At 34.5% G+C, this 16,381-nt stretch carries 15 protein-coding genes; 6 read left to right on the top strand and 9 right to left on the bottom strand.

The genetic code is table 11. The annotated features are described in order from the left end of the window. Positions 1-283: 283 nt before the first annotated feature. Positions 284-1,630 carry an FAD-dependent oxidoreductase gene (locus BLT48_RS07735; protein ID WP_089976941.1) on the bottom strand — a complete coding sequence of 449 codons (1,347 nt, stop codon included), beginning with the start codon at positions 1,628-1,630 and terminating at the stop codon, positions 284-286. A gap of 276 nt (positions 1,631-1,906) precedes the next feature. Between BLT48_RS07735 and BLT48_RS07730 the strand changes: the two genes are divergently transcribed. Beyond that, positions 1,907-2,359 (top strand): MarR family winged helix-turn-helix transcriptional regulator, encoded by a 453-nt coding sequence (locus BLT48_RS07730; protein WP_089976937.1) that lies wholly within the window; start codon positions 1,907-1,909, stop codon positions 2,357-2,359. A gap of 14 nt (positions 2,360-2,373) precedes the next feature. Continuing rightward, entirely contained in the window at positions 2,374-2,883 is a 510-nt protein-coding gene (locus BLT48_RS07725; RefSeq protein ID WP_089976933.1) for a GNAT family N-acetyltransferase, read from the top strand. 70 nt (positions 2,884-2,953) lie between these two features. On the opposite strand, the gene nrdF is transcribed toward BLT48_RS07725, so the two are convergent. From nrdF to nrdI, 4 genes are read right to left on the bottom strand one after another with little or no spacing between them, the layout of a single operon-like run. After that, complete coding sequence (nrdF, locus tag BLT48_RS07720; protein WP_089976930.1) at positions 2,954-3,910, bottom strand: class 1b ribonucleoside-diphosphate reductase subunit beta; 957 nt, start codon at positions 3,908-3,910, stop codon at positions 2,954-2,956. A 60-nt stretch (positions 3,911-3,970) separates the two neighbouring features. Then, positions 3,971-4,930 carry a ribonucleotide-diphosphate reductase subunit beta gene (locus tag BLT48_RS07715; RefSeq protein ID WP_035020585.1) on the bottom strand — a complete coding sequence of 320 codons (960 nt, stop codon included), beginning with the start codon at positions 4,928-4,930 and terminating at the stop codon, positions 3,971-3,973. Positions 4,931-4,943: 13 nt separating this feature from the next. Then, positions 4,944-7,142, bottom strand: a complete 2,199-nt coding sequence (gene nrdE / locus BLT48_RS07710) for a class 1b ribonucleoside-diphosphate reductase subunit alpha (RefSeq protein WP_089976926.1) — start codon at positions 7,140-7,142, stop codon at positions 4,944-4,946. A 22-nt stretch (positions 7,143-7,164) separates the two neighbouring features. Continuing rightward, complete coding sequence (gene nrdI / locus BLT48_RS07705) at positions 7,165-7,629, bottom strand: class Ib ribonucleoside-diphosphate reductase assembly flavoprotein NrdI (protein ID WP_035020583.1); 465 nt, start codon at positions 7,627-7,629, stop codon at positions 7,165-7,167. Positions 7,630-8,098: 469 nt separating this feature from the next. Here nrdI and mgrA point away from each other — a divergent pair, with 469 nt between their 5' ends. Beyond that, positions 8,099-9,088 carry an L-glyceraldehyde 3-phosphate reductase gene (gene mgrA, locus BLT48_RS07700; RefSeq protein WP_035020580.1) on the top strand — a complete coding sequence of 330 codons (990 nt, stop codon included), beginning with the start codon at positions 8,099-8,101 and terminating at the stop codon, positions 9,086-9,088. Positions 9,089-9,746: 658 nt separating this feature from the next. Here mgrA and BLT48_RS07695 read toward each other — a convergent pair. Continuing rightward, positions 9,747-10,763, bottom strand: coding sequence for a N(5)-(carboxyethyl)ornithine synthase (locus BLT48_RS07695; RefSeq protein WP_089976923.1), 1,017 nt, complete (start codon positions 10,761-10,763; stop codon positions 9,747-9,749). Positions 10,764-11,154: 391 nt separating this feature from the next. Between BLT48_RS07695 and BLT48_RS07690 the strand changes: the two genes are divergently transcribed. The 3 genes from BLT48_RS07690 to BLT48_RS07680 all read left to right on the top strand — a co-directional run bounded on the left by BLT48_RS07690 (position 11,155) and on the right by BLT48_RS07680 (position 13,292). Further along, positions 11,155-11,790 (top strand): TetR/AcrR family transcriptional regulator, encoded by a 636-nt coding sequence (locus BLT48_RS07690; RefSeq protein WP_089976919.1) that lies wholly within the window; start codon positions 11,155-11,157, stop codon positions 11,788-11,790. Between the two features lie 88 nt (positions 11,791-11,878). After that, complete coding sequence (locus BLT48_RS07685; RefSeq protein WP_089976915.1) at positions 11,879-12,589, top strand: ABC transporter ATP-binding protein; 711 nt, start codon at positions 11,879-11,881, stop codon at positions 12,587-12,589. 1 nt (position 12,590) lies between these two features. Further along, complete coding sequence (locus BLT48_RS07680; RefSeq protein WP_089976912.1) at positions 12,591-13,292, top strand: hypothetical protein; 702 nt, start codon at positions 12,591-12,593, stop codon at positions 13,290-13,292. Positions 13,293-13,333: 41 nt separating this feature from the next. Here BLT48_RS07680 and BLT48_RS07675 read toward each other — a convergent pair whose 3' ends face one another. From BLT48_RS07675 to BLT48_RS07665, 3 genes are all read right to left on the bottom strand, one after another. Then, positions 13,334-13,780, bottom strand: a complete 447-nt coding sequence (locus BLT48_RS07675) for a hypothetical protein (RefSeq protein WP_089976908.1) — start codon at positions 13,778-13,780, stop codon at positions 13,334-13,336. A 184-nt stretch (positions 13,781-13,964) separates the two neighbouring features. After that, positions 13,965-15,350, bottom strand: a complete 1,386-nt coding sequence (locus BLT48_RS07670) for a M24 family metallopeptidase (protein ID WP_089976905.1) — start codon at positions 15,348-15,350, stop codon at positions 13,965-13,967. Next, positions 15,340-16,125, bottom strand: coding sequence for a DeoR/GlpR family DNA-binding transcription regulator (locus BLT48_RS07665; RefSeq protein ID WP_089976901.1), 786 nt, complete (start codon positions 16,123-16,125; stop codon positions 15,340-15,342). The genes BLT48_RS07670 and BLT48_RS07665 overlap by 11 nt, the downstream gene beginning before the upstream one ends. Positions 16,126-16,381: the final 256 nt, after the last annotated feature.

Here is a 16,381-nt window from a genome sequence, read left to right as displayed (position 1 = left end):
ATAATACTTTCCATTTCTTGAAATAGTGGTTATTATCTATACGGAATAAGCAAACAGAAAATGATTGTAGTTGTAGTAAATAAAAGCAACCCTTCAGAAAAGTGAATAGGTAGTAGAAGGAATTTTTTGAAAACTAATGTTAACTTAAGTTCTAAAAATCAAAAAAGGTGATTAAAGCTTCAAATTTTGACGTATAAAAATAGCTTCCTAGTAGATATTCTTCTACTAGGAAGCTATTTTTTTACTATATTAGTCTTTTAAACTTAGTATGTTTACAAAAGTACTATAATTTTTCACTATCAAAGTTATCATCTAAAGCTTTTTGAGCAAGAACATTTAGGTAGTTCCATGGACGGTTGAATCCTGGTTGGAAGAAGAAATCAGCAAAGGCTAATTTTTCTAAAGTCCAACCTGAAGAGATAGCTACCGATAGTACATTGATAGAAGCTGTAACGTCATAAGTTGACATCAATTGAGCACCCACAATGCGGTGACTGTCTTTTTCAAAGTGAATTTTCATCATGACTTTTTCGTCATCAATAAAAGTCGGACGAATATTTTCTACTACGAATGTGCTAGCTACTTCAGCGTCAATGGAGTCTTGATCGATGTCTTTCACACCTGTAGAAGCTAATTTGTAGTCGAATAATGTTAAACCAGATGTCCCAGATACTTCAGGCATTTTTACTTTCTTCTCTAAAATATTTTTAGCCGCAATGACTCCTTGACGACGAGCATTAGAGGCTAAAGCAATTAGTTTTTTACCATGATTTGGTGCAAATGGAATTTTTGTAGCATCACCCATTGCAAAAATATCTTTTTCAGAAGTTTCTAGGTAGTCGTCAATAACGACCGTTCCGTCGGGGTTCAATTCAACGATTCCTTGAAGCCATTTCGTATTTGGACGAACACCTACAGCCATAATCACAGTGTCTGCTTCGTACTCCCCTTTATCCGTAACAACTTTTTTAACCGTTCCGTTTTCGCCAACAACTTCTTTTACCATTTCGCTTGTGCGAACAGTCAATCCATTATGATTCATATTTTCATTTAATACATCAACAAATTCTTTATCTAGGTACGTATTCAATACGCGGTCTAAAGAATCAATAACTGTTGTTTCAATACCTACTTTAGCAAATGCTTCAGCAACTTCAATACCGATGTAACCTCCACCTACAACAACCGCTTTTTTCGATTGACCCATACGTGTTTTAACTTTTTCAGCCCAATTACGGCCACGTACATAGAAGATATTATCTAAGTCAGCACCAGGAATTGGAATTCTGACAGGCGCTGCACCAGGAGAAAGAATCAATTTATCATAGCTTTCTTCAGTTTCTCCATCAGTTGTTTTAACAGTAATGGTTTTAGCTTTTGGGTTAATTCCAACAACGTCACTATTCATATGAACATTTACATGTTGTTCGATATACGAATCCTCTGTTGCATAATGTAAACTATCTAAAGACTCAGCAATGCCTTCTAAGTAACTTTGAATTCCACAAGATAAGAATGATGCGGTATCTCCACGTTCATACAAATGCAATTCAGCATCTGGTTGCTCCTTCAATAATGTTTGAATGGCTTCATAGCCAGCATGTGATGTTCCTACGACAATAATTTTCAAAAAAATGGCCCCCAGTAATAAGTTTTTGTTCCAAAAAGAACCTTACCACTTATTTGTATTTTTATGAAATAATCTGCCTATAGCATAAAAGTTTACTATAAATAGTAGTTGCAATTTTAATTGAGAAAAACGCCTGCTTCCAAGTAATCAAAAATACGTATCTAAAGTTTTGTGGATCATATGCTTAAATAAACAAGTATAAAAGAGATTTTTTTGTTGTATTTACAACAAAAGTCGCTATAATAGAAATTATTAAGAACAAGAAGGGGGAATAGAATGATAGACATTCTTCGTGACATTGGTGTGATAGCACGATCCTTAGACTCTATCGCTAATATAGAATTTAAAGATCTCAATCTTACAAGAGGTCAATACCTCTACTTAGTAAGGATTAAAGAAAATGCAGGAATTATACCGGATAATTTAAGTGAAATGATAAAAGTAGATCGTACTACTGCATCGAGGGCTATTCAAAAACTTGAACGAAATGGTCTGATTGAAAAAAGAGCTGACTCAGTGAATAAAAAAATCAAAAGGTTATTTACTACACTTAAAGGTGATGAATTGGCGGAATATATTGTGAAAGAAAATCTTTATTCTAATAAGATTGCTCTACAAGGCTTATCAGATGAGGAAGTCAAAATTTTTTCTCGAATTTTAAATAAAATAAAACAAAATACGGAAACTGATTGGGATTTTGTGAAAAAAGGAAACAAACGTGACTACTAAAGGAGACTAGTACTATGGAATTGAAAAAATGTACCTTAGAAGATTTAAAATTACTTCAAAAAATCAGTATAGAACTATTTACGGATACATTTAAGAATCAAAACACTGAGGAAGATTTAAAAAGTTATTTGGAAAAAGCCTACAATAGTACACAACTCAAACAAGAACTTACAAATAAAAATTCTGCATTTTTCTTTTTATTAGATAATGAAGAAATAGTCGGTTACTTAAAATTAAACATAGATGATGCTCAAACAGAAGATATTGCTGAAAATGCTGTAGAGATTGAAAGAATTTACATTCGAAGTGATCGTAAAAGAAAAGGATATGGGACGTTTTTGATACAGAAAGCTGAACAGTTTGCACGAGAAGAAAACAAAAAAATAATTTGGTTAGGTGTTTGGGAAGAAAATCTAAGTGCTCTTTCCTTTTATAAAAAGAAAGGGTTTATTCAGATCAGTTCACATTCTTTCTTCATGGGTGATGATGAGCAAACTGATTTGATCATGACCAAGACAATTTAATATGGATGCAGCTAGTCAGAGCAAAAATAAAGAAGAACCGTCTATTACAAGCGCGGTTCTTCTTTTTGTATTAAAAGTCGTAGTCTTCGTCTACCATTGATTCAGCATCACCCATAAGGTATCCAGCTCCAACTTGTGAGAAGAAGTCATGGTTCGATGTTTCAATTGAGATACCATTCATCACAATAGGGTTAACATCACTTAAATCAGCATTTTCATAATAAGCCTGGAACCCCATATTTTGCAATGATTTATTAGCATTGTAACGAACAAAAGTTTTAACATCTTCAGCTATGCCTATGGGACTATAGATTTCTTCAGTGTAGGCCAACTCATTTTCCATCAGATCTTCCAACAAAGGGTACATCCAATCCAGCAATTTCTTTTGCTCTTCTTCAGGTAACTCATTGTAAGTTAATTGGAATTTATACCCTAAGTAAGTACCATGTACTGATTCATCACGGATAATCAATTTAATAAGCTCAGCTAGATTAGCCAGTTTATTACTGCCACGGTACCATAAGGGGGCGAAGAAGTTACTGTAGTATAAAATACCTTCTAAAAAGATACTTGCAATCTTCTTTTGCAAACCATTACCAGTTTGATAGATGTCATTAATCCGTTTTGCTTTGTATTGCATTCGTTCATCATTATTCATCCAATCATAAATCTCATTGATGCTTTTGATACTGTTCAAAGAAGTTAGAATCGTTCCATAACTCTTCGCATGGATGGTTTCCATAAACAAAAAATTATTCAGAATAGCAGCTTCTTTATGAGTACGAACGTCCTCCCGCATAGCGTTAACACCTTTTTCAGATTGTAATGTGTCTAGCAAAGCTAGGCCTCCAACGACCTTTTTAATAACGTCTTGTTCAATAGATGAAAGTTCTCGCCAATCTGCTAAATCGTTTGAAATAGGAACACGAGTGTCTAGCCAAAATTGTGAGGTTGCCTTATCCCAAACATAATCGTCTAATTCGTCTTCAATTCTGTTCCAATTGATCACTTTATGCTTTGAAGTCATAGTTTTTTCCTCCTTAAAATGGAATTCAGACTCTTTAAGTTTGAATTCTGGATGTATTCGTTAAAAGTCGTAGTCTTCTTCAGTCATTAGATTTTCTTTGTCAATTTGAAAGCTAATGTTTGTTTGGCTACTTACATCATGATGAGTTAGTTTAGTCAAGATAGTATTAATGGAATCAATATAGATGCTGTTGGCAACTGATTCTGGATAAAGCGGTTCGAAACCCAAGCTTTTAAGAGCGTTATTAGCTTGTTGTCGAACAAAATCTTTAGCTTCCTCAAGCCAGTCGGTTTTATAGTAAATTTGTTCTATAGAATTTAATTCATTGTTTACTAGCTCAACAAACAAATCAAAAGTCCAATCTCTCAATTCTGCTTGTTCTTGTTGAGTTAATTCAGAAAAACCTAATTGGAATTTGTGACTAATATAAAAGCAATGTAGAGATTCATTCGTGAGAACTAACTTAATCATTTCAGAAACGCTAGTGAATCTCTTCTGTGCCCAATACAGCAACGGAGTAAAGAATCCACTATAAGTTAGGACTCCTTCCAAGAGTAAGTTTGCAACTCGCTTTTGGAGTGGAGTTCCTGTCTTGTAGACTTCAAGAATACGATCTAATCTGTATTGAAGTTCTCTATTGTTATCTGCCCAAGTTAAGAGATCATCAACTTCTTTTGGTTCGTTAAATCCTATTAGGATTGTGTTATACGCTTTAGCATGAACAGATTCAATAAATTGAATATTATTATAAATGGCAGCTTCTTGCTGAGTGTGTTTTCCTTCATTGATTACTAGGTAACCTTTTTCTGATTGAAACGTAGCTGCTGAAGCTAATCCAGCCAACGACTTCATGAATGCTTCTCTTTCATTTTCTGGAAGAGCTTCCCATTGCGATTTTTCATTTGTAACAGGGATTCGAGTATCTAACCAAAATAATGACGTTAATTTCTCCCAAGTTGAATGATCTAAAAGATCTTCGATTTCGTTCCAGTTGATTGCTTTGTAATGTAAGTAAGACATAATTTCCCTCCTATTAAATCATGCAGGATTCACAAGTATTGGCCATTGTAAATTCATCATCTTCGGTATACGTTCTAATATAGTAAAGTGACTTTATTCCTTTGGTCCAAGCGTAATTTCTCAGACGATTCAAGTCTCTAGTTGTCAGTTTTAAAGAATCTCTTGTTTTCCATTCGTATATATTTTCAGGAAGTGTTGAGCGCATAAATAAAGTCAAGCTCATACCTTGATCGATATGTTTTTGAGCAGCGGCGTAAATATCAATAATTTTACGCTGATCATAATCATAAGCTGATTTATAGTATGGAAGAGTTTCATTTGAAAGGAAAGGCGCTGGGTAGAAAATAGAACCAACTTTTTTCTCTTGACGATTCTCAATAAGTTGAGTAATCGGATGTAGTGATGCGCTCGTTTCATTTACATATGAAATAGAACCGTTGGGTGCAACGGCTAAACGGTTGCGGTGATACAAACCATGCTTAGAGATTTTTTCTTTTAAGTCTTTCCAATCTGCAACTGTTGGCAATTGGACGTTAGCAAAGATGTTTTTTACTTTTTCACTTACTAGTGTGAATTCATTTTCTAGGTAAGGATGGAAGTATGTGCCATCAGCATATTTGGATTTCTCAAATCCAAAAAATGTTTCTCCTCGTTCTTGAGCTATTTCGTTACTTGCTACCAAAGAATGGTAATTTAGAGCTAAGAAATAAGCTTCAGTGAATTCAATCGATTCTTCTGAACCATATTCAATTTTTTGCAAAGCTAAAGCGGTATGCAATCCCATAGCGCCTAAACCAATCGTATGGTACATAGAATTGCCCTTGTTAATAGAAGGTACCTCTAGAACATGACTTGAATCTGTAACTGTTGTTAGTGCACGAACTGCTAAATGAACGGATTGAGCAAAATTTGGTGATTGCAGCATATTCATAATATTGCTCGAACCCAAATTACAACTAATATCAGTACCTGTTTGCTCATAAGATAAGTCAGCGTTGAGTGTAGAAGGTTCTTGGGGTTGAAGAATCTCTGAACATAAATTACTCATAATAATTTTTCCATCAACAGGATTGGTGTTATTGGCTGTATCAATATTTAAAATATACGGATAGCCGGATTCTTGTTGCAACCGAGAAATTTCTTGTTCCAACTCACGAGCATTGATGTGCGTTTTTTTGATGTTCAAATTTGCAACCATATTGTCATATTCAGCAGACAAGTCTACATATGAGAAGGGAATACCATATTCCTTTTCCACACTGTAAGGACTAAATAAATACATCGGTTTATTTGTTTTTATTAATTCATAGTATTTATCAGGAACAACTAGCCCCAAAGAGAGCGTTTTAACTCGTATTTTTTCATCTGCATTTTCTTTCTTAGTTGACAAAAAACCTAAGATATCTGGATGGAAAACATTCAAATAGACTACACCTGCACCATTCCGCTGCCCAAGTTGGTTACTGTAGCTAAAGGCATCTTCTAATAGCTTCATTACTGGAAGAATACCGGAAGAGGCATTGGCGATATCTTTAATTGGATCGCCAGCTGAGCGGATATTGGATAGGTTAACTCCAACTCCACCACCAATGCGAGAAAGCTGTAAAGCAGAGTTTACTCCCCGACCAATTGAAAGCATTGAATCAGCAATATCAATTAAGAAACAAGAAATCATTTCCCCACGTTTCTTTTTCCCGGCATTTAGAAAAGTAGGAGTAGCTGGTTGATAACGTTGAGAGATAAGTTCCTCAGCAAGCTGAACAGCTAATGTTTTATCTCCATTACCAAGATATAAAGCATTAAAAGCAATACGATCTTCAAATCGTTCCAAGTACTTCGAATGATCATTTGTTTTCAATGCATACTGTGAGTAGAATTTATAAGCACCCATAAAACTTTTGAACTTAAAGTTCGCAGCATAAATTTGCTTGAATATTTTTTTAATAAATACAAAATCGTAGCCCTCACTATTAGGCTGTCTATAAAGATTTAAAACGTCTAAGTCAATGTAGTTGTTATCCACCAAGAATGCCAATTTTTCTTCTAGTGAAGGAAATGTTAAAGTATTAGGAATAATTTCTTCTTCAAAATAGGCTTTTAATGCTTCTTGATCCTTTTGTAAAGGAATTTCACCATTGATTGGAATATTAACTAAGTTATTAAGATAAAAATAAGTTTTAGGACTTTTAATAGTAGTTGTTTGATTTAGCAAAGGTATTCACTCCTAGATTTTTCTAAAGTTTTTTAAGAAATTCTTCGTGATGTTTAATAATCAAGTTGGCAATTCGTTTTACATCTGTCTGTGTCCCGCGTAATTCAAAGACATCGATTAATGGAAAACTAAATCTTTCTACATATTGCTTAGCGCTGAGACAGAATTGATTATTGAAATTCCGATTCCCACTGCCAATAATTCCGTAACAGAGTTTAAAGTTATCGTTAGACGCTATGAAATCTCCTAGTCTAGTGGTTAATACTTCCTTATCACCGGTATGGATTCCATTTCCACCGTTTAAATAAGTTGGCAAGAAACTGACAAAAGGTTCATCAACTGGAAAAGTCTCTCCTTTTAAATCTTTAATATTCAGTGATTCTACCATTACATCCATATTTTCTTTTATGTAATCGCTTAAACATGAGACGAAGTATTTCGTATTCCCATTTAAACTGATGTAAATAATGTTTATTTTATTTACCATTAAAAGTCTCCTTCTATTGAACAATAATTTTTACAGACGCCAAAAACCTATATGTTGTGTCTGTTTGATTATGATAACACAATATGTAGATTTTTAGAAAGCTTTTTTTAATGAGAAAAAAGATAAACTGTATCAACTACTCCAAAAAAAGGGGAGATAACCCTCTATTGCAGTTGATTTAAATTCAATGTTGAACGTCAGTTTATAAGAATTTAGTTTCATACTAGTAATATTCATTAAAATAATGAGATCTTCGCCAAATGGTGTGGATAGAAGAAAATAACATTTCTTCTGGAATAGACGGTGTTGCTTGTGGAGAGCCATAGGAACGTCTGATTTACAGAAATGGAAATTTTAACTATCGATTCCTAATCAAATGACGCTGGAATCTTTTACAGCTGATTGTTTCTTATGTTTGAAAGCGTTATAATTAGAAAAGGAAGAAATAGATAAAAAATGGAGTGATTGAATGTATCAAGCAGCAGAAAATCGTTATGACAATATGATTTACAATCGTGTGGGGAACAGCGGATTAAAATTGCCAGCATTGTCTTTAGGGATGTGGCATAATTTCGGTGATGTAGATTTATTCGAAAACAGCCGTAAAATGGTTCATCGTGCATTTGATTTGGGAATCACGCATTTTGACTTAGCCAATAACTACGGTCCTCCAGCGGGTAGTGCCGAAGAAAATTTTGGGCGCATTTTAAAAAAAGATTTGCTTCCTTACCGTGATGAATTGATTATTTCAAGCAAGGCCGGATATGATATGTGGCCAGGTCCGTATGGGGAATTTGGATCTAAAAAGTATTTGACTGCTAGTATTGATCAAAGTTTGAAGCGGATGGGTTTAGATTATGTTGATATTTTTTATTCTCACCGTCCAGATCCGGATACGCCTTTTGAAGAAACGGCACATGCATTGGATTTAATGGTTCGCCAAGGTAAAGCTTTGTATATTGGAATCTCTAATTATTCTGCCGAACAAACAGCTGAAATTTCAAAGATATTTAAAGAATTAAAAACGCCTTTCATTATTCATCAACCTTCTTACAGCATGTATAACCGCTGGATAGAAGATGGTTTACAAGATGTTTTACAAGAAAATCAATTAGGAACGATTGCATTTAGTCCTTTAGCGCAAGGTATGTTGACAGATCGCTATCTGAATGGCATTCCAAAAGATTCGAGAGCTGGTCGGACAACAAGTCAATTCTTAGATGAAGCAAAAGTAAATGCTACCATAGAGCAATCAAGAGCACTAAACGAAATCGCAAAACGCCGAGGTCAAACGTTAGCTGAAATGGCTGTTTCATGGATTTTAAGAGATGGGAAAGTCACAAGCGTATTAATTGGAGCCAGCAAGGTAAGCCAAATTGAGGATAATGTCAAAGCATTAGATAACCTTGAATTTTCTCCTTCAGAATTAACCGAAATTGAAAAGATATTGAAAGCTTAATCAATTGAGCTTTTTATTGATTACCTTCTAATATAGGGAAACAATTTAGGAGTTGTTCTTAGAATAATACATGGAAAAAAATGCGCAATATTTAGTTCTTTGAAACACTAAATATTTAAGAAAGTAATCCAACAAAAAGGGATTGCACTTTTTAGGTGCATTCCCTTTTTGTTGGATTGAGTTAGATAAAGACGGTTTGTGTACCATATGAAGGGTATAATAGCAGTAATGGGGTACATAAAAGCTGTTTGACCACCATATGAAGGATTGAGTGGCAGTAATACGGTACATAAAAGCTGTTTGCATACCATATTGTGTGATGAAATCCAGTCATACAGTACGCAAAACCTTTTTGAGTACTGTAAAGATGAAAAATCTTTATCCATATGGTACATAATGGTACGCAAAAAAAATAGTGTAGACCATATGGGTAAAGTTACTAAAAGTGATGACCTTTATGGCAAGTCATTGGAACACGTTCATGAAGTAACGCCTGACCTAAGAATGAATAAAAAACTCGACAAGTATTTCGTCGAGTTTTTTGCTGTACTATAAATGAACAAGTAAAGATAAAATATGAATATTTGGTGCTGATTCAAAGTGCGCATAAGCAATGTTCCAAACAATACCTGCAGTAGAATAGGTTCAAGCAGATGAGTTAAGCAGGATTTCTGTCATCAGAATTAACAACTTGGAGAGGTGTTGTTCTATTTTGGAATTGATTGATGCGTTCATCAATAATACGACCTTGCTCAACAATTAGAGCATTTTTTAAAATAACATTAGGACGCCCTTCAACTAAATCGTCGATATACTTATAGGTTTCTTTTGAAATCGCACTTGAAGTAGAGCGATAAAAAATGGTTGGAGTATGATCGACTGCGTAGTGTATAACACTATTGATTTCGTAAATGGGGTTTTCCAAAGTAGTAGGTACAGTCGTTTCAACAGCTCCATTTTCGTCACAACTGACATCAATAATCAGTGTTCCGGGTTTAAATCGTTCTAAGTCTGTTTGATAAATCAAATGATCTTTACGTGAAGTATCCCATAAGATTGCATTAACAATCACATCAAATTCGGTCATTTCTTTTTGGAAGAGCTTTTCTTGATTGCGATTATAGACTCTAACGTCTGCACCTAATCCGATTAAAATTCGTTGTGCACCGCGTGCTGTATTTCCACGCCCTAAAATAGCAACTTTCGTATCATATGGCATAACTCCGTTTAACTGGTAAGCGTGCATAACAGCAGCTTCTCCAGCCAACTCATTATTGCGCCAGTAAGAATGGCGATTGTCTTCGTACATATCTTCCCAAACGTAAGCAGAAAGCTCATTGTCTACTAATATATCTGTCACTTCTTTGCTCTGAACAGCATGGACCCATCCAAATATCGTTTGTCCTGGACGTAGATTTTTTATAAAAGTAGCGTCTCCAATTTTAGGATCGCAAATAATATCTTGTTCCAAAGCAACGTTTCTTGGAACAACCTGACAACCTAATGCAGCATACTCAGTATCAGAAATATTTAAATCACTTCCATAGCCTTCCTCAAAAAATAAAACTTCTCTGTGATTTATTCGTGTAATGTCTTTAGGCAATAAGGCGATTCGTTTCTCCCCAGTTTTGTGACTGTTAACAAATCCAATTGTTTTTAATTTTTCTTGATGCATGTTCGTAACCCCCTAATTGATGATGTACAGAATTACTGGACACGTCACCCTATTATTGCACTAATTGCAATCGGTTACAAATTTTGAGAACATAAGAAGTTGAAAAGGGTAGAATTTTGACTAATTAGATACGTTATATTTAGTTTTTTTAGACAAAAATACCTTCAGAATCGCAAGTTAAACGGTTCTGAAAATTCATTGGGTTAAGCAACAGTTTGTACGTCGGATAAGACATATATGAGAAATACATAATGATATGGTTAATACCAGTTAAAATCAATTGGAAAGAGGCAGTCCAGTAAAAAAATGATTCCAAAATAGATAGCGGTGAAATAGATCAAGACAAAATCATTGACACAGATACCACTGGTATTTATGTGAGGTGAGATAGTTGGCAAGAAACAAGTACCCTGAAGAAACGAAGAAGAAAATACTGGATGTAGCAGAAAAATTATTTCTAGAAAAAGGCTATGATGGAACTTCTATTCAAGACATTGTTGATGGTCTAGGGAATATGACCAAAGGGGTTATTTACCACCACTTTAAATCAAAATTCGCTATTCTAGAAACGCTCATGGGCGAAGCAGATGAACAAGCTGTCCCTGATAATTTGCATGGAGACACTGGATTAGAAAAATTGCAAAATGTCTTAAAAGATACGTTTAATGCTTATCGAAGACAATCAATCGGTTATTCTGCTGCAGTTGCGTTGAGAAGTCCCAGAATATTGGGCGAACAATATTTGCAAGTCTTCAATGATCTTGTCCCAGAAATGAAAAAAATAGTTGATGAAGGAGTCGTTGATGGATCCATTCAAACGGATTATCCAGAAGAGATTTCAGAATTGCTGATGCTAACGTTTAATTTATGGATAGGATTTCAACTTAGTGTTTTATCAGAAGAAGAACTGCGCCGTAAAATTTTATTCATCCAAAAGATGTTTAATGGAGTAGGTGTTCCTTTATTAACAGATGAAATCGTTCAAGAAAGTTTCAAACTATTTTCTATTTTAAAAAAGAATAGCTGAGTAAAAAGCTATTTTTTTACAAATATACATACCGGTGGTATCTATCATTCGCTATTAAATATAAAACAATTAAGAAAGGAAAATTAAAATGACAACAAGTGTTGAAGTCTTAAGTATAGAGAAGAACTATGGAAGAAAAGAAGTGTTGAAAAATTTCAGTTTAAGCGTTGAAAAAGGAGAAGTCTATGTTTTACTTGGAAAAAATGGTGCAGGAAAGTCGACTTTATTTAAAATTCTGACAGGTTTATCTAAAGCAACTAATGGAGAAATCATCATTTTAAATGAAAGTAAAGATTTGGAAAAAGTAAAAACAAAAATTGGTTCCAATATCAACGAACCGGTCTTTTACGAACATTTAAGTGCACATGAAAATTTGAGAATTCATTGTGAGTATATGGGAGTTTCTAATAATCAGATTAGTGAGTGGCTTAAAACTGTAGGTTTAACAATCGACAATGATCGTCCTGTAAAAGAATATTCTTTAGGAATGCGCCAAAGATTAGTGTTAGCAAGGTGTTTAGTTCATAATCCTGAGTTACTGATCATTGATGAACCATTAAATGGTCTTGATCCTAGAGGGATAAAACAATTTCGAGAACTGATTGAAGAAATTTCATTGTTAGGCAAGACGATTATTATGTCGAGTCATATTTTAACTGAAGTAGAATCTGTTGCTACACGAATCGGAGTAATTTATGATGGGCAACTTGTTTTAGATGAAAGAAAGCAAGATTTAGTAGCTAAATATCAAGATGGCTTGGAAAATTTCTTAATCAACAAAATGGAAGGAGTAAATTAAAATGAAACTTATTCAATTAGAAATGAAAAAAATCGCACTAACCCCATATCTGCTTGCTAGCGTTTTGATACCATTAGTTACATTAGCAATGATCAACTTATTAGCTTATGCTCCGCGGATTGATCCAAGCATTTTGGTAACGGATCCAGAAATGGGGACCTATAAATTCTTATATGTCTTATCTTTTATTATTAATGTAGCAGGTTTTTCATGTTTAGGTACGGCAATGTTAGGAAAAGTTGTGATGGAATCCTATAACGACAATTACCTTTACTTGACGTTAAGTTATCCTATAGCAAGAAAGAAAATCTTACGAGCAAAAATTATTTTTTGTGAACTGTTTTGTGGGATTGGTGTTTTTTTTGGTATTTTATTAACCAACAGTTTGTTTTTTGTATCAGAGTCTGTTTTTTCTGTAGTCAATGATTCGCTCTCTTTCGATAAAATTGTGGGCCAGATCCCTCTTATGATCGTTGCTGTTATCTTAGTTACGAGTATTAGTTTAATTTCTTTCGCTATTGGATGGTGGAGAAATTCGTTAGCTTTAGCCATCGTTTCAGCTGTAGTTTTTTGTAGTATACCGAGTAATTTAGTGACAGTTGGTGGAGTTCAAGTAGTCTTAGCAATTACAGTAATTTTGTTAGTAGTAAGTATGCTAGTAGTTTTACTCATTACAAAAAAAGTGTCACGATTGGAAGCATAAAAAAAAGAACTCCTAAAAGAGTTCTTTTTTTATTTCAAAATCTATCTTAAATTCGCATATGAAGCTACAATCCACAAATCGAAGTTATCTTGTTCTTCGTATTGCATAACATCATACATTTCAGGACTAACGATTTGGAATTGTTTTTTGAAGGCATCCAAATCAATTTCTTCCATTTGTGTATCACGTTTAACACGACTAAAAACTTTTGCAAAGTCTTTACTGCTGTATCTGATATCTTTTCGTTTCAACTCTAAAGGCAAGCCTTTTTTCGTGATGCCCATCGCTTGTGCAGCATTAAAAGCTGCTTCTTTTACTGCGAAAACACGGTCATTTGAAGCCAATTTTGTTAAGATATATCTTGATTTTTGACAGTCATAGTTTGCTAATTCAGTAACGGCTTCAAGTCTGATTTTCCAATTGTCTTTTGTATTTGCCTTAGTTTTTAATTCCTCAATATTAGCTGGTTCTGCTTGAATAATGGTCATAAGTTTGTTGCCTCTTTCTGTTTCGTGTCTTAAAGTCCATACTATAGCGTTTGATAGGCTTTTACAAGGTTATTTCGACAAAACCATTGATTTCTTCTTGATAAATGGATAATTGTTATTTTAATAGGCGCTATGTCGATTTAAAGTCCTCGATTAGTATATTACGTGACCATTTTTTTCACGTTTAGACTTCCTTTGTATAAGCTAATGTCTTGTTTAATAAGAACGGCGTGTAAAATGCAACGGTATCGCTTAAGGGCAATACGTCATCTGATAAGTCTATGTGGATAACGTTCTTGATGTAATTTCTTCTTTCTTCAATTCGTTTCCACACATCAGGATACTGTTCTTTTAAGTCATCTTGTAGTGCTTTATCCGCGATAGCGACAGGTTCTTCACAACTTGCTCCTGAGTAGCCAAGAACACTAGGAATGATATCTACTTGGAACAGTTGACCGCTCTTCACAACAGCTGTAGAACCTTTAAAGAATGGTGATGACATCCATTCATCATCTCCTGTATAATGCCCTGGATTCAATGTCCAGCCGTACATCTCAGAAGGAAAGACTTCTTCGATCATGGAATAAAATTTATCTCCCACTGTACCAACTTTTATGTTTTCCAACCAAGTAGTATAGGCAGTAAAATAAGGAATGCCAACTTTTTCCAAGTAATCAGATTGTTTTTCTGGCAAGTCATTTTCAGAAGACGCTACAAAGCCAGCACGACTACTTAACCCACCTTTATACCCTACTGTCATAGAATAGTTATCGCCTAACAAGGCTTCGTTGTCTCTTGGATAAAGAGTAGCATTGGTAAACCGTTTGCCAGCAGCACTAATCGTCGTCACAGTATTCGGTTGGCCATCTAGAGCGAGTAAAGCGCCAATTTCTTTCTCTGTTTTACCAACTTCCACAGCTTGGATCGCTGCGAACATACCTTTTCCAGCTAAGGTTGCCCCATATTCAAAATGAGCGATCTCGTTGGCGTTATGAGTCGTGCGTAATCCGCCTTCTGGAGAGATAAGAGCTGAAGCAAAGTTTTTTAATTGCTTACGGTCTGCAACATAATGGATTAAACTGTCTACGATATAGAAAGGCAAGTCGAATAATCCACTATTGTCGTATTGGCTAGAAGTAAATAATTTCCATCCAATAACACCGATTATAGCATCGGGAGAAATCTGGCTTTCTTTAAAATAATCCGCTAGTGCCTTTTCTCCATTCATCGGTTGATTCGGTAAAGAGAAGTAAGGCACGTGAATCGCATGTGCAGGAATGCGAGAGTGAGATGCTAGTTTTAAATTTTCATTTCCTAGTAACAAATAGCTGTCTCCATTGGCGTGCATCACTAAACAAGCTTCTTCAAAACGAGGAATAAATCCTGTGAAATATTCGAAATTTGCGCCATGCTCACGGTCTGCATAAATAATTGCAGTATCGATAGATTGCTGTTTCATTTTTGCTAAAAAATTTTCCTTTCGAGCGGTCATTGTTTTGTCTGTTAAATAAATCGATTTAAGATTTGTGTGGATAGTTGGTAGAGTTACTTTATTTAAATTAATATTCATGTTTATTCTCCTCATCTTTAATAGAAATAATAGTCGTCAATGATTTTAATTCTTTAAAATTTGTTTGCTGGCTGTCTAAATCAGTCACGATCATATCAACCTCTTCGATATCCCCGATTTTATGAAGGTAAGAGAGGCCAAATTTTTTATGATCTGCCACTAAAATGGTTTTCTTCGATTGATTCATAATGGCTCTTTTTGTAAAAGCATCTTCCTCATTGGGCAAAGTGATCCCAAAGTCAGCACTAATTCCTTCAGCACCTATAAAAGCTACATCAAAGTTGAAATTTCTAACAAAATCAGCCGTTTCTAATCCTAAAAAACCTTTAGATAATTCACGGTACTTTCCAGGAACACTGTGCAAATGAATTTCTTCATATTTGGATAAAGAATTGAGAACTAATAAGGAGTTGGTATAAAACTGACATCCTTCAATAGTAAATATTTCTCTTGCCACAGCCAGAGCAGTAGTTCCTGTCTCAATAAAAACAGCACTGCCGGGTTTGACTAAGCTTCTACAAAACTTACCAATTTGTTTTTTTTCTTGAACACTAACTTCTTCTTTAATAGAGATAGGATTTTCTAAAGCATTTTCTCCTCGGTAAACAGCTCCTCCATGTACAAGATGGATACCTTCCCATGTGGAAATCTCTTTAAGATCACGGTTGATCGTCATCATGGAAACGCTTAATTCAGCAGCAAGTTCATTAGATGACACTTCTCCATTGACTTTTAGCAAATTAAAAATCAATTCTTGTCTTTTTAATTGATTCAATAAAACACCTCCTGCTCTTTTCTATCTTAACATTTTATAAAGTTAAAACAACACAAAACAACTAAATGTAATATTTTTTTTGTTTTATGTTGTTTTCGTGCAGAAAAAATAATAGATTGCTTTACAAGTTTTGTAATTAGTTTAATAGTGGCTGAAAACTTAGTAAAGTGTATCCAGGAAAACAACAACGATGGCAGCAATGGAGAAGAAAGCCTTCAACAATCGATTAATCTGTTAATGAAAAGTAGGTAACAAG

It is taken from the genome of Carnobacterium viridans, assembly GCF_900102725.1.
GTDB classification, from domain to species: Bacteria; Bacillota; Bacilli; order Lactobacillales; family Carnobacteriaceae; genus Carnobacterium_B; species Carnobacterium_B viridans.
This window is presented reverse-complemented; position numbering and strand designations above follow the sequence as displayed.

Excerpts from the sequence above, each read along its gene's own strand:
- BLT48_RS07685 (WP_089976915.1), top strand. The coding sequence starts at position 11,879 with ATGACAACAAGTGTTGAAGTCTTAAGTATAGAGAAGAACTATGGAAGA.
- BLT48_RS07730 (WP_089976937.1), top strand. The coding sequence starts at position 1,907 with ATGATAGACATTCTTCGTGACATTGGTGTGATAGCACGATCCTTAGAC.
- BLT48_RS07675 (WP_089976908.1), bottom strand. The coding sequence starts at position 13,780 with ATGACCATTATTCAAGCAGAACCAGCTAATATTGAGGAATTAAAAACT.
- BLT48_RS07715 (WP_035020585.1), bottom strand. The coding sequence starts at position 4,930 with ATGTCTTACTTACATTACAAAGCAATCAACTGGAACGAAATCGAAGAT.
- BLT48_RS07670 (WP_089976905.1), bottom strand. The coding sequence starts at position 15,350 with ATGAATATTAATTTAAATAAAGTAACTCTACCAACTATCCACACAAAT.
- BLT48_RS07680 (WP_089976912.1), top strand. The coding sequence starts at position 12,591 with ATGAAACTTATTCAATTAGAAATGAAAAAAATCGCACTAACCCCATAT.
- nrdF (WP_089976930.1), bottom strand. The coding sequence starts at position 3,910 with ATGACTTCAAAGCATAAAGTGATCAATTGGAACAGAATTGAAGACGAA.
- nrdI (WP_035020583.1), bottom strand. The coding sequence starts at position 7,629 with ATGGTAAATAAAATAAACATTATTTACATCAGTTTAAATGGGAATACG.
- BLT48_RS07725 (WP_089976933.1), top strand. The coding sequence starts at position 2,374 with ATGGAATTGAAAAAATGTACCTTAGAAGATTTAAAATTACTTCAAAAA.
- BLT48_RS07695 (WP_089976923.1), bottom strand. The coding sequence starts at position 10,763 with ATGCATCAAGAAAAATTAAAAACAATTGGATTTGTTAACAGTCACAAA.
- mgrA (WP_035020580.1), top strand. The coding sequence starts at position 8,099 with ATGTATCAAGCAGCAGAAAATCGTTATGACAATATGATTTACAATCGT.